This is a genomic window from Silvanigrella paludirubra (assembly GCF_009208775.1).
Taxonomy (GTDB): domain Bacteria; phylum Bdellovibrionota_B; class Oligoflexia; order Silvanigrellales; family Silvanigrellaceae; genus Silvanigrella; species Silvanigrella paludirubra.
Genome location: NZ_WFLM01000003.1, coordinates 316,909 through 337,932, shown reverse-complemented (window position 1 = coordinate 337,932; position 21,024 = coordinate 316,909). Strand labels below are relative to the sequence as shown.

Here is a 21,024-nt window from a genome sequence, read left to right as displayed (position 1 = left end):
ATTTTGTTTCTTTATATATAACAATTATTTAATACAGGGGCTAAAATGAAAATATCATTTATATTTTTTAATTTAATAAAATTTTTTTATATTCTTTTATTTATATCATCTTATCAAATATTTTCAAGCACAAATAAATCAAATAATTTAAAAATACCAGAAACTCTTAAAGTTTGTACAGCTGGTGGATTTATCCCTTTTACTTATATTTCTAATGGTAATTGGTACGGATTTGATATTCATATGATGGAAGCTTTTTCAAAACATTTAAATTCTAAACTAGAAATATTAAATTATAGTATTGATGGAATTATTCCTGCTTTAAATGCTAAAAAATGCGATTTAATTTCAACGGGTATGGTTATTACTGAAGAAAGAAAAAAATCTGTACTTTTTAGTAACTCTTATTTCAAAAGCAAAATTATTTACCTATTTAAAAAAAATAATCTAAATATTGATAAAATTAGCAATTTACATGATTTAAATAATTTAAATTATAAAATAGGAGTAAAAATTGGAACTACAAATGATTTTTATGCTGCTAAAAACTTAAATAAAGCAAATATTTTTAAATACAATGAGTATGGAGATCTTGTTAATTCTGTCCGAATTGGAAAGGTGGATGCTATAATAATAGATTCTACTTATGGGTTATATCTAGAGAAAAAATTTCCAAATATTTTTAAATTTAAAGAAACAGAAGGAAACGATCAATATTTTGGCGTTGCAACAAGATTAACAGAGAAAGAGCTCATGAAAGAGTTTAACTATTTTTTGAGTAAATGGAAAAGCAATGGTGAATATGAAAAAGAATATAAAAAATTTTTTTAATGCATTTACTTTGAAATTTGCCATGATTTAGGAAATTTTTTTAGCATAAATTTATTATCTATTATCCTTTGTAAAATTCTTTTATTACTTTCAGTCATATTAAAAAAAACCAATCCAACAAGATTTTCATTTTCATTTTCAAAATGCTTTACCTCTGCTTCAATAGGATCGAGCATTAAGTTAAATTCTTTTAATAATCTTTCATCTTCTATAATCAAGACAAGCCTTTCACCACATTTAAAACTATAGTTATTTGAAATTTTTAATAATGCACCATGAATTGAAATATTTTTAAAAGAGTTATTTGGTGATAATAAAGTCCCATTCCTATATAAAGAAACAACAAACTCTACATTATGTCTTGCACTTTTTCTATTTTCTTTTTTAATTTTAGATACATTAGCCATATAGATTAATAATCCTTAATTAAAGCTTAAAGAAAAGTTCGTCTGAATAGTTTCCTTGTTTTCGGATGTTTCTAGCTGATTGAATAAGATTCAAATAACAATTATAGGATGATGGATAAACAGCAATGCAAGGATGAATAGCGGACTCAGACAAATACCATAAAAACTCGTCCGTTACTTTTTTTTGCATTTCAATTTCAGAAGACTCTGTAACAAGATCTTTTAAAAATGGAATATTAAATTGCTCAGCAAGCCAAAGAAAAAAAGATTTAATATAATCTGAAAACATTTTTACATCAAAAAGAAATAAAATAGATTGAGCACGAATTTCTTGAATATGAGGAAAAATATTTCCTAAATAAACTTGCATAAACTCTTCGGCACTTCGTACATTAAGCAATTCATCTGTAGGAAGATAACGTTTTACATCAATTTTAGAAGAGTGAAAAATGCTTAAATGCTGTCCAATTAATAACCATCTTGAAATAGGAAAATTTGCAATTTCACCCATAGCAACCTGCATAAGTAATGATTCTTTTTCAAAAACAGAAAAATAACCTTGCACAATGCTATCTGAAATCTCATTTTCAAAAAATGTAGGTGTCGAAAAAATGGATAATCCGTTTCCAGAAACGGGAACGCGAGTTGAAAATGAGCCAATTCCAAGAAATGTTTCAGGCAAAAACCCTTGAGATGTCCGATTTAAGACATACTTAGCGCATGCTGCATTATTTTCTAGTAAATGAATTTCTCTCATTAAATAAGTTGCCTTATTTGAAAATGATTAATAACTCGAATTAGCGAACAGACTTAGCAATCGCATCTAAAATTCCATTTACAAAACTTGGAGAGTTTGCTGAGCCATATTCCTGAGCAATAGAAGCTGCTTCCGAAATAATGACGCCAAGATCCGTGTCGTTTCGCTCTAAAAGCTCTATCGTTGCTACTCTCAAAACTGCTAAATCTACCTTTGCAATACGTGATATTTTCCAATTTTTTGCGTTTTTTTCAATAAGCTCATCAATCTTTTTACTGTGATCAAAAATAGCGTTTAGAAGCGACCTTAAAAAGTCTTTTTGTAACTCAACTACTTCAGACTGTCTCATAAAATTATCAAGAGATTGTTTCTGCATAACAAATTGTTGATTTAAATCTTGCTGATAAATAAATTGTACAGCATATCTCCTAATTTGCTTAAAATCTGCTGGTTTTAATCCAGTAGCGCCATCAATCATAAAAATGAATTTCCTAATAGAGAAGATTTTAACATAACCATTTCTAAAACGGCATCAGCAACATCGGCTCCTTTGTTGCCTGATTTTCCACCCGCCCTGTCAATTGCTTGCTCCATTGTATCGCAAGTCAAAATACCAAAAGCGACAGGCACAGAACGTGATAATTGAACATTCATCAATCCAGAAGATGTTGAAGAACATACATAATTATAATGATCTGTCGCACCTTTAATAACAGCTCCTAAGGCAATTACACCATGAACTTTCTTTTGATCAATTAAAATTTGAGCTGCTAAAGGAGTTTCGAAACTACCAGGAACCTCAATTTCTACTATATTTTCAGCCTTAACTCCTCTTCTTAAAAGAAGATTTTTTGCACCTGATGCTAACTTAGAAGTAATTACTTCATTAAATCTTGCAACAACAATACCTATTTTTACTTCTGATGGCTTCATTTTATACCCCCCAAAGTCAAAAAAATTGAATCAATCGGAGAGTGTCTAACACAATGAGTCATTTTAACAAAGGAAAGTTTAATGCCCCAAAAGAATTCTTCCCACAATCATTCTTTGAATTTGTGAAGTTCCTTCATATATTTGAAAGATTTTTGCATCCCTCATTAACATTTCTACTGGATATTCTTTATTATAACCGTATCCACCAAATATTTGAACTGCGTCAGTTGTAATTCTCATACACGCATCTGCTGCAAACATTTTTGCTAAAGAAGCAAAATAAGTATTTTTTCTTCCTTCATCGACTTCACAAGCAGCCTTCCAAACAAGAAGCCTTGAAGCTTCAATATCTCGCGCCATTTCAGCAAGAATAAAGCTAACACCTTGATTTTCTGAAATTAATTTTCCAAATGCAGAACGTTGTTTCGCATAGTCTATGGCACACATCATTGCTCTTTGTGATAAGCCTACGCATTCAGCTGCCACGGCAGGCCTTGTTCTATCAAAAGCGCCCATAGCTAGTTTAAAGCCATCTCCTTCTTTTCCTAATAAATATTTTTCAGGTATTTCAACATTATCAAAGGTAACACCACGTGTATCACTACAGCGTTGCCCCATATTATCTTCTTTTCTTCCAATTGTGACACCTGGTGTTTTTGCAGGAACGACAAATCCCGTCATTCCCTTATGACCAGCAGCAGGATCTGTTTTTGCTAATACAAAAAACCAATTTGCATAATTTGCATTCGTAATCCACATTTTAGAACCATTAATAATATATTTATCTTTTACTTTTTTAGCTGTTGTCTTAATTCCAGCAACATCACTTCCAGCTCCAGGCTCGGTCACACAATAAGAAGCCATTAAACAATCATCCACCATGGGCGCTAAAAACTCTTTCCAAACTTGTTTATTTTCGGACAAAATAACAGGCACAGCAGCAAGATCATTTGCAAGTGCTGCTGTACAAAATCCTGCACAACCCATGGCTAAAGCTTCCGAAATAAGGCAATGATCAAAAGTACCAAGACCTAATCCTCCCACTTCTTCTGGAACAAAAGCATTTAGCATTCCCAATTCATGGGTTTTTTTTAACAATTCAATAGGAAATTTTGCTGTTTCATCTAATTCTTTTGCTTTAGGCCAAACTTCTTTATTTGAAAAATCTTTTGCCATTTCAAATAATTGCTTTTGAGTTTCATTCAAATCAAACATAGCCATAATCTATCTCCGTATAAATTAACAAAACAAGTCAAATTCTCTATTCAATCAAATTATGTTCAAATTAAAAAAGCCGCAATGGTAAAAAATAAAATACAAGACAATTTGGCATTTACTGCAATAAAGGAATATGAGAGTTTGCTCAAATCCATCTAATCAGATAATTTAAAAAAAGCAAAGGTAACTCAATTTGAGAAAAATCTTTTTTTAGGGGGATTTGTGTCAGAAAATACAAAATTTAGTTTTATGAAAAATATTTTTAATGGTCATATACCTGAAAAGTCTTTACATCATTTTCCATTTTTTAATACACATCGTGAAAATGATTATATGTTGATGGCTAATTCAATAAATGACTGGATGAAACAAAATGTAGATAGCATGAAGTTTGATCAAGAAAAAAAATTGCCTAGCGATATTATAAAAGGCATGAAAGAAATGGGGTTATTTGGATTAATTATTCCTGAAGCTTTTGGTGGAAGTGAGTTTACACAAACTCTTTATACAAGAACTCTTGAATTACTAAATAAACACGACGCTTCAGTTACCTTAACAGCAGGCGCTCATAGCTCAATTGGCTTAAAAGGTTTGTATCTTTACGGAAATGAAAAACAAAAAGCGAAGTATATGCCAAAACTCGCCACAGGTGAAATGATAGCTTCATTCGCATTAACGGAACCTACTGCTGGTTCTGATGCGGCTGGAATTAAAACTCGTGCGGTTAAACAAGGCGATCATTATATTATCAATGGATCAAAATTATGGATAACAAATGGTGGATTTGCTGATTTTTTCACAGTTTTTGCGAAAGAAGAAATTAATGGTGAGGATAAAATAACAGCTTTTATCGTAACAAGAGATATGGGCGGAGTTACTCATGGATCAGAAGAACTTAAATTAGGAATAAAAGCATCTTCAACTGTTGAAGTCTTTTTTAAAGATGTAAAAGTTCCAGCAGAAAATATATTAGGTAAACCTGGTGATGGATTTAAAATTGCAATGGGAATTTTAAATCAAGGTCGAATGGGGCTTGCTGGTGGCGCTCTTGGAGCCATGAAATCATTAATGGATGAAAGCATAACTTATACAAAAAATAGAAAAGCTTTTGGCCACTCTATTTCTGATTTTGGACTTGTTCAATCCATGCTTTCCGATATGGCAATGTATATATATGCCTCGGAATCTGTAACTTACTTTGCAACAAATTTAGTTGATTCTGGAGATACAGATTACAGTATAGAAGCTGCAATTTGCAAAGTATTTGTTACTGAAGTTGGTTGGAAAACGATAAATACCGCTATGCAGATTCATGGCGGGAATGGCTATATGGTTGAATACGGAATTGAAAGAAAATTGAGAGATGGGCGTATTGGGCTTATTTTCGAAGGTACTAATGAAATATTAAGATTATTTATTGCTATGACAGGACTTAAAGAAACTGCTTCGCAATATCAACGATTAGGAAAAGAATTACAATCTTTACAAAGTACAAAAAATTTAGACTTTTTAAATAATGCAATTGGAAAAATAGGATTTTTATCTGAGTTTGCTTTTAGTGAAGTGAAAAAAAGTGTTATTGCTGAAAGATTGGAAGGTTTTCACCCAGCTTTAGAAAAAGAATGTGAAAGGCTCTCATCAGCAACTCATGCTTTAGCAAATGCATCTTCAAAATTAATTCGAAATTATGGTCATAAATTAATTGATGAACAACTTCAGTTGGCAAGACTTGCTGATATTGCGATTGATACCTACTTAATAGCTGCTGTGTTAGCTCGCATCAATTCTGTAATAGAAAAACATGGTGGACCTGAAAAAAACGAAACAGAATTAGCAATGGCAAAACTTATTATTCGTGACGCTAAAGCAAGAGTGAATCAAAGCGTTTATAATTTAAAGGCCAACCATGATGATGTCATTAAAAATGTAGCTAAGAAATTAATAGAAAAAGAGAAATATCCTTTCCCTATTGATAATGTAAAATAATTTTATTTTGTTGAAAGTTTTAGACCTATTATTCCGCTAACAATCAATAACAAACAAATAATTCTTATTAAATTAGCGGATTCCCCTAACATTATTATGCCATAAATAGCAACACCTACGGCACCAATTCCAGTCCAAATTGCATATGCCGTTCCTATAGGCAAATTTTTAAGCGCTAAAGATAAAAAAGTAAAACTAATTGCCATTCCCACAATAGTTACAATTATAGGTAACGGCTTAGATAAACCATCAATATTTTTTAACGAAACAGCCCAAACAATTTCAAAAAGTCCTGCTAAAAATAAATAAACCCAAGCCATAACATTTTCCTTAAAAATTTTTAATATAAAAATAAAAAAGAAGAAGAACTCTAACAAAAGAAATTTAATATTTCATATTTTTTTAATTAAATCCAATATATTTTAAAAAATATTTTAATTTATTTTTAAAGAAATTTCATTTCCAATTGCTAAAGCGGAAGTCAGGCCAGGGGATTCAATTCCTAATAAATGAATAGAAAATAAATTATCATTTGTTATTTCTTTAATTAAAAAATCTTCATAAAGATTATTATCAACAAATAACTTTGGTCTTACACCTACATAATCAGGATAGATATCTTCAGTCTTAAGAGATGGAATTAACTTTTTTCCAGATTCTAAAAATTTATCTTGGCATAATAAATCATTTTGATTTATTTTATAAAGATCAATATCTGTAGCTTCATGAGTTTCAGAAAATGACCAATCAATATCGGGGCCTAATTTTAATTTACCATTAAGATCAAATGTAATATGTGTTCCTAAACCTCCCATTGGATCTGGTAAAGGGTAAATTAAATTTTTAAAATAATTTTTATATTTGTAGCTTAGTGAAAAATAACGACCACGACAAGGTTTTATTTTGAAATTATCTTTAATACCACAAGATTTTGCTACTTTATCAGAATTTAATCCAGCAGAATTAATAAAATTTCGACATTTAATATGATATGGTTTATAATTTTCATCTAATATTTCAATTAAATAAGCATCTCTATTCATATCTATCATTTTATGAAAAGAGCTTTTATATACAAAATGTACATTATTTTCAATTGCAGATTGTTCCAAATATTTCATTAAGGAATGACTATCTAATATACCCGTATCAGGTGACCATAATGCTCCAGTAAAATGGGATAAATTTTCTATTTTAGACAATTCTCTTTTATCTAAATATTTTAAATTTACTTCATTATAAAAAGCATTTTCTTTTATTTGAATAAGCTTTGAATACTGTTCATCGTTATTTATTATAATAAATTTACCGCATTTATTAAATGGAATCGAATTTTTTTTACATATATCGTAAATCATTTCTCTTCCTAATTTACAATATTTCGCTTTAAGTGAATCTTTTTTATAATATATTCCAGCATGAATAACTTCACTATTTCTTGATGAAGTTTCTACTCCAAATGTTGGGTTCTTTTCTAAAACAGCAATGGTCATATTTGGAAATTTTTTTGAAATATAATAAGCTATACTTAATCCTAAAATTCCCGAACCAATTACGACAGTATCTACATAAATTTCACTATTCATTAATATTTAAAATCCTTGAGTCATTATGATTTAATTACAGCTTTTTTCTTTTTTATTTCCTCTAATTTATCAAATATATTTTCCTTAGCCAAAGGCTTCAATATATTACCTGTCGCTCCATGTGATAACATATTTTGTATATCTAAAGCTCCATTTTTAGAGGTCATCATAATAACAAAAATTTTAGGATAACGTTTTTTTATCTCAACCAAGGCCTCAAGCCCATTCATAACAGGCAAATCCCAATCTAAAAAGACACAATCTATATTTTTTTCATCTTCAATAGTTTCTAAAGCATCTTTACCACTTTTTGCTAAAAATAATTTATAATCATCAACATTATCGAAATAGTCATTAACAGATGCCAAAACATTTTTTGATGCATCAACTACCAAAACATTCAGTTTAGACATTTAATTTCTCTCTAAAAAATGATTCTTGCAGAAGAAACACTTTATACTTTAAAGAACATTATAATTTTATATGAGTTTAAAGAATTAATCATCATGTGTCATTATTCTGTCAGTATATTTTATGGTAAGTCTGATTTTTTAAAGTAAATCCATTTAAAATTATAATAATTTTTCATAACACCTTGAACAAATTCTTTAATTTTTTTATCTGGAATATATTCCATAAAAATAGCGTCATCATTAATTTTTAAATTATTTTGAAGCCATAAATCAGTTGAAACGACACCTGCTTTATAAGCACTAATTGCATTGACAACATTATTTTTATACTTTTCTAAAGTATTTTTCATATTACATACTTTAGTCAAAGTTTCTTGATATGAAGTTTTTTGATTGATAAAAAAACCTTCTTGTCTAAAGATAGAATACATAATATCAGGATCTACATAACAGCTATCAACAGCAAGTTTTAACTCATCTTTATGAAACTGTGGATAAAATAAGAAATAAAGAAAATTATTATTCTCCGAAAATCTATCTAATGTATTTTTTATTTTTGAAACAAGAAGAATGGCATCTAAATATTCACCAGTTAAATAATTAAGCCAAACAATATTATTTCCAATAATTTCAGGTTTATTTTCTTTAGGCCAATCTTTATAAAAATTTTCCCAATTTTTAGTTAACCATTTAATTTCATCTTTAATAATTAAAATTTCTATATTTTTTTTCGTTTGAAATGTTTTTTGAAAGTCATCTATCTTCATTATTTTATTTTCAATTTTCAACTGTGAAATAAATAAAATAACCGATTTTAAAGCAAGCTCCATAGACGAATTGTTTTGTATTTCTGGATAACGAATCCATTTTACCATTTCATTTTCCCAAGCATCAGGAAATGGAGATAAATCTTTAGTCGATGCTCTACCAGATAAATTTTTAATCATTTGTCCTGAAAGAGAATCATATAATCCTAAAGGATTAGACAATCCAGACATTAAATAATATTTTTTTGCTTCTTTAAAATTATTTTCAGCAGTATATGCTCTTCCTATCCAATAATATGAAGAAGACTTTACTGATATATCGTTAGTACTCTTAGCAATTTTATTAAATAACTCAATTGATTTATAAAATTCTCCATTTAAAAAATAGGAAAGTGCTACTTTTTCATTTAGCATTTCAGCACTATCAATATTTTCACTATTAAAGGATTCCGTATTTGCATTTTCAAAAGAAATATTTAATTTTTTAGGTTTTTTTTCATTATTACCTAAAAAAATTGTATCTATTAATAGTACTGGTTTTTCTTGATCAATTGCAGCAAAAATATCATTAGATAAAATAATGTCATTATACCCTAGAGGCGTAAATAAAATACTTTCATTTTGTACAAGATTTTTCCAACCATAACTATCACATAATGAATTACACTGATCGTTTTGAAATGAAGTAAAATCAAAATTTTTAACAATATTTTCTTTTTTAGAATATTCACTAATTGATAACAATGTAGAAATAGAATATGCTTTAAATGCGAATTTATACAATGAAGTTGTTAAACCTTCTTTATATAAGATATTTTTAGAAATCTCTTTAGCATTACTAAATTTTTTTTCTTTTAAATTTTCAAATGCATTTAATAATAAATTAGTTGTATCCAAAAGAACAAAATCTTCATTTGAAATATCACTTAATAGTAAATTCTGAATTTCTTTTTTTGTACTACCAACTTTAAGATCTTCATGATCTATAGACTTAGGTAACGTAGTACAAGACGAAATAAAAGCCGCGACAGTAAAAGTCACAGCCTTCTTAAAACCAAATAACTTATAAATAAGTTCTTTATGACTCAATTGAATTAAGCCCTCTGTGCTCCTAGCTTATTGCCGAGAATATCTGCCACCATTTTTTCAACTTCACCGGCAAACGGCTTATGAGTAAAAGCGATTTTTCTTCTTACTTCACAAATTTGTACTTTACCATTATCATTTTTAAGTTCAATGCAAATTTCACTTGTACCCATTTTTTCTATTTTAATTATTAGTTCATTATTATTCCAAGAAGTTTTTACATAATCTTTTTTTATTTCTTTTGCTATAAGACCTGTCAATTCTGATTTAACGGATTCAATCTCTTTATTTATAACATAGTTAATTGACATATTTAGTCCTTTTTATAATTGAAAATATTTATAAAAAAATTTGAAATTTAAGAAATTTCAAATACATAAAAAATCACCTTATCAGAGGCTCAAATTAAAAACCAGCTTTTTGAAGCTCTTCAAAAAGTGCTCGATTTTCATCGGAAAGTTCATCTTGAGTAGGTACTTTAACTGAAATAATCGCATAAAGATCTCCTCTTTCAGAAGTTCCCATTATTGGAAATCCAAGACCTTTTAAACGAACTTTTATTCCATTTTGCATTCCTGGTCTTATTTTAATTTGCTTAATTCCTTGAGGCGTATTTACATCTAAAACACCACCTAAACATAAAAGGCTATATGGAGTTTTTGTATCAACTTCAATATCATTATCTTTCCGAACAAAATCGGGGTGAGACATAACTTTTACATTCAAATAAAGATCCGCTTTATGACCATCTGGAGCTGTACGCCCATGATTTTTTACTCTTAACTTTTTACCTGTATCAATCCCTGCTGGTACTTTAATACGGGTTGATATATTTTCACCATTGCTCAAAGAAAAACTAACATATCTCTCTGAACCCAAATAAGAATCCATAAAGCCAATCTCAAGATCATGTTCTAAATCATAACGAGAATAATCTTCGGGTTCTTGTTTAAATCCGCCCCTACGTGCACTTGCTCTATGCTGTTGCTGTGAGGCACCTTTTCCAAAACCTCCAAATTTTCCTCCGCCATTGAATCCACCAAAACCTGAAAAGCCCATTTCTCTGAAAATACTGTCAAAATCCATATTTCTAAAAATATCTTCTTGAAATCCAGTGCCTTGTTGTTGAGTAAAGCGTGCGTCACCTAACATATCGTATTGACGTTTTTTCTCTGGATCTGACAAAACTGCATAAGCTTCTGACATTTCCTTAAATTTTTCTTCTGCTGATTTATTTCCAGGATTTCTATCTGGGTGATACTGCATAGCCATTTTTCGATAGGCTTTTTTTATCTCGTCCGAGCTCGCGTTTTTATTTACACCTAAAATTTCATAATACTTCATTTGGTTCTCCAATCCATAAACGAATTCTTTTAAGAATTACGTTTTATGAAAATTTAATGCCCAAATGAATGATGGCAAGGGCTTTTTCTAAGACTTTTTAACTAGTTGTTCTATATGATAAAATTCATGCTCTAAAACAATTTCCAAGAGCTCTTCATCTTCAAACCCAAAAAATTCAAACCAGTTTATTCCAACCAATTCAGGAGTAGGGGTTACTTTTTCTTCTCCTTCGTCATTTTCATAATATTCAAATGCTTTTTGAACAACTCCATCACCAAGCATTTCAAAATAATGATATCCATCACCATTTAAAAACTGACCATCACGAGAGTCACCAGTCCAAAATTCTCTACAATACCAAACTTCATCGGGTTTTCTTTTGACTCTGACGGGAAAATTAATAACATTTTCCATAATTTAAAAATATCCTTTTAATTAATGAAGCTTTTCATAAAAATTCTCACATGAAATGCTCTGTCTAGGAAGTGACTTTAACAATTTTTCAACGTGAATCAATCTTTCTACCCTCGGCTTTATTCTATTTTCCCCCAAGGGAAATAAAACAGTATGATAAAAATGCTGCTGTGAAAGAAGTTTCTCTCCCGATTTCCTAACATCTAGAAGCAAAGGTAACAAAGCTTTTGCTTGTTCATGGGAACGATTTTCCATTTTAAGGGCTTCTAAAATGTCTTTGAGTACCATTTCTGAAAGTTTTTCAAAATTCTTTACCCGATTTAATCTTCTATTAAAAATTAAAAATCTCAACTTTTTTTTATTTTTAAAATAGCTTTTTTTGAAAGATCTAAAAAAATACAATATCAATAGAATAGTTGGGATAGTAACAGAACTTATGTAAATTGCTTTTAAATTCAAATCCATATTTATTCCCAATATGATTCTTTTATTCGTTTTGTATCGGCAATTTTTTTTTATTAGGAAAAAATATATAGATAAATATGTCAAAAATAATTTAAATTATATGTTTAAACGCGAGGGCCCATAAAATCTTTAGACATGATGTATTCATTTGGAGTTACAAAAGCAGGATTCACTATTTCCTCATTCGATTTTGAAAACTCAATATGATTTGCAAATTCTTCATTACTCCGATGAATTTCGCCAGAATGAAACTCATCAATTTCCTCTTGTGGGACAGCCAATTGTCCTAAACCTGTATAATATTTTTCTGATGATTCCATATCCATTTGCACTGAAGAAGAATTTATAAGTGCTTGAACTTCAAGTTTTTCTTCCTCAAAGTTGATACTTCTTTGCACATCATTTTTAACATCTTGCCAAGAATTTTGCACATCTTTAGCAACTTTTTTTGCCTGATTAAAACCCTTTATCATCTTTTTCATATTTTCAGGTAATTTATCATTACCAAATAAAATAAGTGCAATAAGAGCTATTAAAAGTATTTCACCGCCGCTAAAACCAAACACAAAGATACTCCAAAATAATTGGAAAACATTAAAAATAGCGTACACTTTAGCATTAACAATTGAGATTAATGAAATCAAGCCTTAAGTAGGGCTATCTCCAACCTGACATTTGATGAAACTTTTTAAGATCCTTATCGAATTTTGACATTTTTTTGTCTGTGGAGCAATTCTTTTTTTTCTTTTTTAGATGATTCACTGATTGAATGACGTTTACTTTCCAAATAATGTTTCCCCTTCCATCTGCTAATAACATAACAACATCAGTAGAACCAATTTTTTTTGCTTTTAAACAAATTCTACCTGATAAATAATCATTTTCAATATCCAAAATATCTTTATTTTTAATTGAAATTTCTAAAATTTTTTTTTGTGAAACTATTTTGCATTTTTCAAATAAAATTTGAACTTCTTTTCTCTCAACAAAATTATTTGGAAATATTTTTAGAAATATCATTAAATTTAAAAATAAAATAATAACTTTTAACATTTAATATTTAATCCATTCAGAGCAATTTTGAATATTTTTTAATTTTTCAATTTCATTAAAATCTACAATTAAAGTTATTAATTTAAAAGATTTCATATTTGAATATTTATATAATTTTGATTGATATTTTGCCTTATCAGACTTAAAAGATAAGTTATTATTAATATTTTTATTTAAAAAAAACAAACCTAAAAAACAAATATACTTCCCATCTATTGAATGCAATAATAAATACTTTTTACCAATTATAAGATTAAGTGATTCATGATACAAAATCCAATTATCTTTCATTATAAAATAATCATACTTCATTTCTTTTGGTATATTTTTTAGCATTGAAGTATTGTTTTTAAGTTGATTATTTTTGTCTATATTTAGACTTTTATAAACCTTAAATAAAGAGCTAAAAATTAATACAATAACTGCAATAATTAAAAATAATGTAATTATTTTTTTCATTTATTTAAATTCCTATAAAAAAACCAGAGTTAAATTTAATTAATTTAACTCTGGGATAAATAGGGTGAACAAAAATAATACAACTTTATAAAATTTTAATTCGAAATATTTATTTCTTTTTTAAGTAAGTTCTACTTGGCATAGGAACTTTTTTAACATTACTAATCCCTGTAATTTCAGACTTTAAAGCACCATTTAAGGGGCTTGAAACCACTTCAAATTTTGAAATAGGCATAGAATCATTTAAAGTAGCAGAAAAACGATTCACTCCCGATAAAGGAATTAAAGGCTTTCTGTGGTTCTGAATAGAATCAGAAAATATAGAATCCATTAAAACCTTGCCTTTAGCTAAAGAAGATTCAATTTCATTTTTAAATTTTACCTTATCATCTATACCTGATAAATTAGTATAGAGGTGGCAAAGCTCAGTATGACTGCGAACCCAATCATAAATTTGACGAAGATTCTCAACCTTTTCAAAATCCATGCTAGATATAAAAGAATCATTAAAAAATTTACCTTGCATTATCCACCTCCTTTCTAAAAAATAAAATGAAAATAAGAGCCATCTAAGCCCAATTTTTATATCGACAAAATTTAATTGCAACTTTAGAAATTATAACAGCTTAGAGTTCTTAGGACTTTTTGTCTTCTACAAAAAAATACAAATTAACATAAGGCATTATAACATAAATTTTTAAAAAATGGTGAATTTTTTATAAAAAAAATTAAAGGCTAAACATCTGTAATATCAGATGTTTTTTTTCCGTCTATTAACTGCTGATTTTTCCTAGATAATAAAATGGCACGTATTTGTTTTGCACTCAATCTTGCAAACAAAATACCAACTGCCGATACCGCCAATAAATTGACGGATGTTTGGAGCAGCTGTGAAGAACTCGCGGCCTGGGGTGAAATTAGAAAGAGGGAAAACACAATGGCAGCAATAATTTGCATTCCACCCACACCTGCTATACCTATTGGCAATAAAGAAGCGATAGACAAAATAGATATTGTTGCAAGAATGACTTCAAAAGGAATTTTATTGGATAAGGCAATACTACTTAAATACAAGCCTAAACAGGATAAAAGAACACACATAATGCTATAAAAAAAAGGCTTCCAAAATAAATATAATTTACTACTACCTAATACAATTGCATCTAATAAAGAATTTATTTCATGAAATAATTTTCTAATAATCTTATTTAAAAAACCCTTTTTAAATAAAGCAAGAAATAGACGTTCAAACCTACTTAATATTTTACGAAATACCTTTGATTTTGAGAGAAAAGGCAACATAATTATTGCTATAAATAATAACAAAGTAAGAACTAAAAAACCTTTTAAACTATTTGCTTTATCAATCATATTTAAATTTGAACTTATTTGAAAATAGACAAATGATGAAACAATTAATCCAAATCCTAACATGACAAGTATACCAATTAATCTATCAATAATAGAAACAGCTGCTAATTTTGACTTTAACGCCAACTCTGCCAAGTTTTCTTTTATTTCAATTTCTTTTTTATCTAAATTTTTTTGATTAAGATGTTTATCAGCACCTAACATTAATCCTATTCGTATAACTTCTATAAAAGCCATAGATCCGGGCATCCATTGACCAATACCATTACTAACAAATGTAGCAGCTAAAACATTTTGAAAATCAGTTTTAATTTTAAAAATCTTTAAAAGGCTAAAATATCTTAAAGTCATAAATAAACAAACAGAAATTTGAATAATTGCAATTAAAAGAATTAAACTTTTATTGGTATTAAAAGCATTTTTTAAGGCATTAATATCAATTATTTTTTGATGTAATAAAAAGTAAATTGCTATAACAGAAAACAAAAATAAAACGATAAATTTAATTAATGTTTTCATTTAACTTTTCCTCATCATTATTTTTTTCATTTTCTGGTACTAATTCAAATTGCCTCATTTTTCTATATAAATGGCTTCTTTCCATTCCCATTGCATCTGCAGTTCTTGTTACATTTCCATCAAACTCTTCAAGTTTTTTTAATATGAAAACTCTTTCAAATTTTGCTCTAGCTTCTCTAAAATCAATAGAAGTAAATAAATTTTCAAATTCTTCATTTTTTTCGAATTTAATAGAATTAATTGGAAAAGGTAAATGCTGAGGCTCAATAAAATCTGCTTTAACCATTATAGATAATCGTTCCATAATATTTTTTAATTCTCTAACATTTCCAGGCCATGAATATGTTTTTAATATTTGAATTGCAGAACTAGAAATAACTTTATTTTTAATGCTATTTTCAGCAGAAAATAGGGATAAATAATGAGATGAAATCAATTCTATATCTTCTTTTCTTTGTCTTAAAGGTGGTAAATGAATTGGAATAACATTGATACGATAATAAAGATCTTCTCTAAACGTACCTTTTTTAATTTCTTCTTCTAAATTTTTATTTGTAGCAGCAATAATTCTGGTATCGACCGAAATTGTTTCGTCAGAACCAACTCTCTCAATTTTTTGTTCTTGTAATGCTCTTAATAATTTACTTTGAGTTTTTAAACTCATATCACCAATTTCATCTAAAAATAATGTACCATTGTGAGCTAATTCAAATTTTCCTCTTTTAGAAGAATGGGCTCCAGTAAATGCACCTTTTTCATAACCAAATAATTCACTTTCAATTAATTCATCTGGTATAGCAGCACAATTAATTGCAACAAATGGTTTAGAACAACGATTCGATTTTTGATGTATTAATCTAGCAACATTTTCTTTTCCAGTTCCATTTTCACCTGTAATTAAAATTGTAGTATTTTTATTTGCTACCATTTCTACAGTTGAAATAATATCTTTAAGAGCTTGAGAGCTTCCTAATAAAGTATATTTTTTTTCAACCCTATTTTTTAGATTTTGATTTTCAAATTTTAAATCTTTTAAATGCAATATGTTTTGAACATTTAATAAAACTTTTTCTAGACTTAATGGCTTTTCAATAAAATCTGTCGCACCTAATCTAGTACATTTAACTGCTGTTTCTATATTTGCATGCCCACTCATCATAATGACATATAAATCAGAATTTAAAGCTTTTAATTTTTCGAGAGTTTCTGTTCCGTCAGAGTCGGGTAACCAAACATCTAAAAAACAAACATCAGGGAGTTCTCTTTTAGCCAGTTTTAACCCTGATTCAGCTGAATTTGCAGTTATTACTTTGTAACCTTCATCACTTAATATACCTGATAAAGTAGTACAGATATCTTTTTCATCATCAATAACCAAAATTTTTCCTGGTAAATTTGTCATATTCAAATTATTTTATCCTCATTTTCCCTAAACTTTATAGCAGGGATTTCAACGATAAACACTGTACCTTTTGGAAGGTTTTCTTCAACATAAATTTTTCCAAAATGTTCATCTACAATTTGTTTCGCAATCACAAGCCCAAGCCCAGTTCCTGTTTTTTTAGTACTAAAATAAGGTTCAAAAAGTCTAGCTTTTATTTCTTTTGAAAGGCCCTCTCCCAAGTCCATAACTCTTATTTTAACAAACCTCTCACCTGTATTATAGGATAATGAGACTGTTACTGGCTGATTCGTACCATGAGAGACTGTTACGGCGTTAGAAATTAAATTTACAAATAATCGTACAATTTGGTCTCTATCATAATTACATATGATTACAGGTAAAAGCTCTATACGCTCCTCATTCTTTAATACAACATTATTATTATCTATTTTTATATGAAAAACCATTGACACATTCTCAATGTTACCAACAAATCCTCTTAAAGCCATATAAACAGATTCTACAATATTACCTTCTTGCAAAAAGGATTGAGGCATTCTAGAAAATTTAATAAACTCATCAACTAGTATCTTTATACTTTCTGTACTCTGTAAAATAATTTGAACAGATTCTCGAAATATATTTCTCTCAACTCCAACAAAATGATCCGAAAAACGTCGCTCAATTCGCTGAGCTCCCAATTTAATAGGTGTTAAAGGATTTTTAATTTCATGAGCAATCCTTCGCGCAACATCTCTCCAGGCAGCCATTCTTTGCACTTTAGCAAGTTCAGTAATATCATTTATAAATATTATTTTAACAACTTTTCCTCTAGATGAAAGTAACATACTTACTGCAACTTGTAATTGATAGTCAATTTCAGCAATTTTTCCCGACCATTCTAATTCAATTCTTTTTTGTGATGATTCTGTTATTTCAGATAGAGGTGGTAGAAATGCTTTTTCAAATATATTTTTTTCTATAATTTGAGAAATATGTTTACCTAAAGCTTCTGACTCTTTATAATTAAAAATATTTTCTGCTCTATAATTCCATGTTTCAATATACAAGTCTTGGTCTAATGCAATAACTGCTGCATTTACATTTCTTAATAAAATTTCATTATATTCTGATTTAATTAATAATTCATCTGCTTTTCTTTTTATTTCGTTTGAATATAAATCAACTCTTTCTTTTTCTAATTTCAAATCTGATACCATAGATCTAAAACTTAGAGCTAATTTTCCCATCTCATCATCTGAAACAATATCATCAATTTTTACAGAATAATCACCATGCGCAACGCTTTCTGTTGCATCTGAAAGTATTTTCATTGGAACAGTGATCTCTCTTGCTATTGTAAATCCTAACCAAGTTGCAGAAAAAATAATGAGTAATGTAATAACACCTAACATAACATAATAAGATAATTTTAAAACTTTTGTAGCATTTTTAGATTCAGGATATTCTGACTTTAATAGTAACCATTGAGGATGAAGCATTTTTGGAGAAATAATCCCAAATATAAAGTTTACATTTGATTTTAATAAAATCATTCTTTCGTTATCATATTCAAACCAAATTGCTTTATTAGTTAATTGTGATTTATTTTTTTCAATTATCTCATTTATTTTATGATCACTCTTTAATTCTTTTTTTGATAGATAAATAAATTTATCTTTCTTTTTATCTTTAACGAAATCAAATGTATTAAAATTGTCTTTTGTTGGAATTTGATTATCAAATAAAGAAAGAATTTGAGATTGATACATAGCTTCACTATTCAATGTTTCTTCAGTTGCTTCAACAAAATTTGATGGAAGCCATTTTTCAAAATTTGTATTTACAAATTTTGTAGAAACATACAATAAAACCACAGTAGGTAGTAAAGAAAAAAACAGGAACGCAGTAACGAGTTTAGTATTTAATTTACTACCAAAAGCACCTTGTGAATTATCTACAATTAATTTAACACCACTTCTAAAGGTTAGAAACACAAATAATAAAAGAAGAATTACATTAATATTAACAGCTGAAAAAAATAAAAAAAAGGAACTTCCAAAAAATTTATTTCCAAATATCGCTCCATCGCTAACAATATAATTTTCAATCCAGGAGCCTGTAAAAGCTATAATAATAGCAAAAAAAGCCCATACGAAAAGAACATATAGTCTTGAACGATATTTCATGATTTATTTTGCCTCATTTTCTAACAAAATTTTAGTGGCATTCACCACATCAATAGTATATATGATAGCTTCTATGAAAAATAGAACAATATTTTTTATATTAATACATAAAATGGTGGAATAATGAACGTAAAATCAAATGATGAAATTGAAAAATTAAAGAATATCGGTCAAATAGTTGCCGATACTCTTGTCTTAATGAAAGAAAAAGCAAAGCCTGGAATGACATCAAAAGAATTAGATGAAATTGGCTTTGAATATTTAGATAAATTTGGAGCAAAATCAGCTCCTAAAGTAACTTATAACTTTCCTGGATATACTTGTATTTCAATTAATCATAAAATAGCTCATGGGATACCTTCTGAAACTAAATTAAAAAAAGGCGATTTAATTAATATTGATGTTTCTGCGGAATTATATGGTTATTTTGCTGATACAGGAGGTACATTTACGCTAGAAAATACAAACCCACATTATGAAAGATTATGTAAAGCCACTATTGATTCTATGTATGCTGGTATATTTGCGGCAAAAGCAAATAAAAAAATATCTGATATTGGAAAAGCTATTCAAAAAACGGCAAAAAGCTATAATTATAATATAATTGAAAATTTAGGAAGCCACGGCGTAGGAAAAGCACTGCATGAAGAACCTAAATTTATATCTTCGATTTATGACGATAATGATAAAAGAATTCTTTCAAATGGATCCGTAATAACAGTAGAACCTTTTTTATCAAATGGAAGTAACTACGCAAATGAAAGTCAAGATGGGTGGACTTTATATATTAATAAAAATCACCGAGCAGCTCAATTTGAACATTCCATAATCGTAACAGATGGGGAGCCAATTATTTTAACTATTCCTAGTAGTGGAAGATTTTTTTAGCAAAATTTTAAATATTATTACAACATTAAAAAATTATAAATATTAATAAATTAGATTTCAAATGACATTATTTTAACTCTTTTATTTTAAATTTTGATTTAATAAAATTAAAACTGTATAATTAAAAATAATTATCAATGAGGTGAATCTTTGTTTTTTAAATTTTTAATTAAAATATTTATTTTTATTATTTTATTTTTTCCATTAAATGTGTTTTCTGAAGAAATTACTTTACTCGCAGATCCGAGCTTCACCGGTGAAATTGAAGAAACCAAAGATAAAGAACTTGGAGGACTGGGTGGAATAATTATTGCAAAAGCATTAAAAGAAAAAAATATAAAAATTAATCTTGAATGGCGCCCATGGACAAGAGCTTATAAAGAAGCTTTAGATAATAAGGATAATAAAACATTTATTATCCCTCTAACTAGAATACCTGAAAGAGAAGAAAAATTTATCTGGGTCTCAAAAATATATGATGCTCATACAATGTTTATAACCATGAAACGTTCAAAAAAAATTAATTCTATACTAGATGCAAAAAATTTAAAAATAGGAGTACTTGCATCATCATCATACCGCGCAATTCTAGCTAGACCTGAAAATGGACTAGACTCCAAAGACATAGATGAAATTCCAATTGATATAAGAAATTTTAAAAAGCTAATAGGAAAAAGAATTGATACTTGGTTTACGATTGATATTGTTGCAATACATGCAATTAAAACATTATCTTCTGCAGAAAATTTATCAGAAAGCGACTTTAAAATAGGAAATTCAATTTCAATTCAATCTAAGTATATTGGAACAACATCAAAAACTTCCCCTGAATTAATTAAAAAAGTTCATAATGCTGTAGAATATTTTAAAAAATCAAAAGAATACCAAAAAATTATAAATCAAATTCCGAAAAAAAATAGTAATAAATAATTTTTATAATATTAACTATTAATA

General features: G+C 28.2%; 24 protein-coding genes. 4 read left to right on the top strand and 20 right to left on the bottom strand.

The annotated features are described in order from the left end of the window. Nucleotides 1-45: 45 nt before the first annotated feature. Entirely contained in the window at nucleotides 46-831 is a 786-nt protein-coding gene (locus GCL60_RS09075) for an ABC transporter substrate-binding protein (protein WP_153420338.1), read from the top strand. Nucleotides 832-836: 5 nt separating this feature from the next. Here the strand turns inward: GCL60_RS09075 and GCL60_RS09070 are convergent, their stop codons facing one another. The 5 genes from GCL60_RS09070 to GCL60_RS09050 all read right to left on the bottom strand — a co-directional run bounded on the left by GCL60_RS09070 (nucleotide 837) and on the right by GCL60_RS09050 (nucleotide 4,149). Continuing rightward, nucleotides 837-1,238, bottom strand: a complete 402-nt coding sequence (locus GCL60_RS09070; RefSeq protein ID WP_153420337.1) for a PilZ domain-containing protein — start codon at nucleotides 1,236-1,238, stop codon at nucleotides 837-839. Between the two features lie 19 nt (nucleotides 1,239-1,257). After that, nucleotides 1,258-1,995 carry a hypothetical protein gene (locus GCL60_RS09065; protein WP_153420336.1) on the bottom strand — a complete coding sequence of 246 codons (738 nt, stop codon included), beginning with the start codon at nucleotides 1,993-1,995 and terminating at the stop codon, nucleotides 1,258-1,260. Nucleotides 1,996-2,035: 40 nt separating this feature from the next. Beyond that, on the bottom strand, nucleotides 2,036-2,473 hold the full coding sequence (gene nusB / locus GCL60_RS09060; protein WP_153420335.1) for a transcription antitermination factor NusB: 438 nt from the start codon (nucleotides 2,471-2,473) through the stop codon (nucleotides 2,036-2,038). Next, nucleotides 2,470-2,928 (bottom strand): 6,7-dimethyl-8-ribityllumazine synthase, encoded by a 459-nt coding sequence (gene ribH, locus GCL60_RS09055; RefSeq protein ID WP_153420334.1) that lies wholly within the window; start codon nucleotides 2,926-2,928, stop codon nucleotides 2,470-2,472. The genes nusB and ribH overlap by 4 nt, the downstream gene beginning before the upstream one ends. 78 nt (nucleotides 2,929-3,006) lie before the next feature. Beyond that, complete coding sequence (locus GCL60_RS09050) at nucleotides 3,007-4,149, bottom strand: acyl-CoA dehydrogenase family protein (protein ID WP_153420333.1); 1,143 nt, start codon at nucleotides 4,147-4,149, stop codon at nucleotides 3,007-3,009. A 219-nt stretch (nucleotides 4,150-4,368) separates the two neighbouring features. Between GCL60_RS09050 and GCL60_RS09045 the strand changes: the two genes are divergently transcribed. Beyond that, the gene (locus GCL60_RS09045) at nucleotides 4,369-6,132 is read left to right on the top strand and encodes an acyl-CoA dehydrogenase family protein (RefSeq protein ID WP_153420332.1); all 1,764 of its coding nucleotides are present in this window, start codon (nucleotides 4,369-4,371) and stop codon (nucleotides 6,130-6,132) included. Between the two features lie 2 nt (nucleotides 6,133-6,134). On the opposite strand, the gene sugE is transcribed toward GCL60_RS09045, so the two are convergent. The 15 genes from sugE to GCL60_RS08970 all read right to left on the bottom strand — a co-directional run bounded on the left by sugE (nucleotide 6,135) and on the right by GCL60_RS08970 (nucleotide 19,182). Beyond that, nucleotides 6,135-6,452: a quaternary ammonium compound efflux SMR transporter SugE gene (gene sugE / locus GCL60_RS09040; protein ID WP_153420331.1), complete on the bottom strand. Its 318-nt coding sequence runs from the start codon at nucleotides 6,450-6,452 to the stop codon at nucleotides 6,135-6,137. Between the two features lie 114 nt (nucleotides 6,453-6,566). Beyond that, a complete protein-coding gene (locus GCL60_RS09035) occupies nucleotides 6,567-7,718 on the bottom strand; it encodes an NAD(P)/FAD-dependent oxidoreductase (RefSeq protein ID WP_153420330.1) in 1,152 nt (383 codons plus the stop codon). Between the two features lie 23 nt (nucleotides 7,719-7,741). Then, nucleotides 7,742-8,131, bottom strand: coding sequence for a response regulator (locus GCL60_RS09030; RefSeq protein ID WP_153420329.1), 390 nt, complete (start codon nucleotides 8,129-8,131; stop codon nucleotides 7,742-7,744). A 119-nt stretch (nucleotides 8,132-8,250) separates the two neighbouring features. Continuing rightward, nucleotides 8,251-9,987: a hypothetical protein gene (locus GCL60_RS09025; RefSeq protein WP_153420328.1), complete on the bottom strand. Its 1,737-nt coding sequence runs from the start codon at nucleotides 9,985-9,987 to the stop codon at nucleotides 8,251-8,253. 5 nt (nucleotides 9,988-9,992) lie between these two features. Next, a complete protein-coding gene (locus GCL60_RS09020; protein ID WP_153420327.1) occupies nucleotides 9,993-10,295 on the bottom strand; it encodes a hypothetical protein in 303 nt (100 codons plus the stop codon). 94 nt (nucleotides 10,296-10,389) lie between these two features. Next, the gene (locus GCL60_RS09015; RefSeq protein WP_153420326.1) at nucleotides 10,390-11,328 is read right to left on the bottom strand and encodes a DnaJ C-terminal domain-containing protein; all 939 of its coding nucleotides are present in this window, start codon (nucleotides 11,326-11,328) and stop codon (nucleotides 10,390-10,392) included. Between the two features lie 87 nt (nucleotides 11,329-11,415). Beyond that, the gene (locus GCL60_RS09010; RefSeq protein ID WP_153420325.1) at nucleotides 11,416-11,742 is read right to left on the bottom strand and encodes a hypothetical protein; all 327 of its coding nucleotides are present in this window, start codon (nucleotides 11,740-11,742) and stop codon (nucleotides 11,416-11,418) included. Nucleotides 11,743-11,763: 21 nt separating this feature from the next. Continuing rightward, nucleotides 11,764-12,207, bottom strand: a complete 444-nt coding sequence (locus GCL60_RS17275; protein WP_161998148.1) for a hypothetical protein — start codon at nucleotides 12,205-12,207, stop codon at nucleotides 11,764-11,766. A gap of 104 nt (nucleotides 12,208-12,311) precedes the next feature. Next, nucleotides 12,312-12,773, bottom strand: a complete 462-nt coding sequence (locus GCL60_RS09000) for a twin-arginine translocase TatA/TatE family subunit (protein ID WP_161998147.1) — start codon at nucleotides 12,771-12,773, stop codon at nucleotides 12,312-12,314. A 91-nt stretch (nucleotides 12,774-12,864) separates the two neighbouring features. Then, nucleotides 12,865-13,260: a hypothetical protein gene (locus GCL60_RS08995; RefSeq protein WP_153420322.1), complete on the bottom strand. Its 396-nt coding sequence runs from the start codon at nucleotides 13,258-13,260 to the stop codon at nucleotides 12,865-12,867. Beyond that, the gene (locus GCL60_RS08990; RefSeq protein WP_153420321.1) at nucleotides 13,261-13,719 is read right to left on the bottom strand and encodes a hypothetical protein; all 459 of its coding nucleotides are present in this window, start codon (nucleotides 13,717-13,719) and stop codon (nucleotides 13,261-13,263) included. It abuts the gene before it with no gap. Nucleotides 13,720-13,828: 109 nt separating this feature from the next. Continuing rightward, nucleotides 13,829-14,245: a hypothetical protein gene (locus GCL60_RS08985; protein WP_153420320.1), complete on the bottom strand. Its 417-nt coding sequence runs from the start codon at nucleotides 14,243-14,245 to the stop codon at nucleotides 13,829-13,831. A gap of 209 nt (nucleotides 14,246-14,454) precedes the next feature. After that, a complete protein-coding gene (locus tag GCL60_RS08980) occupies nucleotides 14,455-15,609 on the bottom strand; it encodes a lysylphosphatidylglycerol synthase domain-containing protein (RefSeq protein ID WP_153420319.1) in 1,155 nt (384 codons plus the stop codon). Beyond that, the gene (locus GCL60_RS08975; RefSeq protein WP_153420318.1) at nucleotides 15,593-17,011 is read right to left on the bottom strand and encodes a sigma-54-dependent transcriptional regulator; all 1,419 of its coding nucleotides are present in this window, start codon (nucleotides 17,009-17,011) and stop codon (nucleotides 15,593-15,595) included. The genes GCL60_RS08980 and GCL60_RS08975 overlap by 17 nt, the downstream gene beginning before the upstream one ends. 2 nt (nucleotides 17,012-17,013) lie before the next feature. Then, nucleotides 17,014-19,182, bottom strand: a complete 2,169-nt coding sequence (locus GCL60_RS08970; RefSeq protein ID WP_153420317.1) for a sensor histidine kinase — start codon at nucleotides 19,180-19,182, stop codon at nucleotides 17,014-17,016. Between the two features lie 123 nt (nucleotides 19,183-19,305). Here GCL60_RS08970 and map point away from each other — a divergent pair, with 123 nt between their 5' ends. After that, nucleotides 19,306-20,070, top strand: a complete 765-nt coding sequence (gene map / locus GCL60_RS08965) for a type I methionyl aminopeptidase (RefSeq protein ID WP_153420316.1) — start codon at nucleotides 19,306-19,308, stop codon at nucleotides 20,068-20,070. A 150-nt stretch (nucleotides 20,071-20,220) separates the two neighbouring features. Further along, nucleotides 20,221-21,000 (top strand): substrate-binding periplasmic protein, encoded by a 780-nt coding sequence (locus GCL60_RS08960; RefSeq protein WP_153420315.1) that lies wholly within the window; start codon nucleotides 20,221-20,223, stop codon nucleotides 20,998-21,000. The last annotated feature ends 24 nt before the right edge of the window (nucleotides 21,001-21,024 follow it).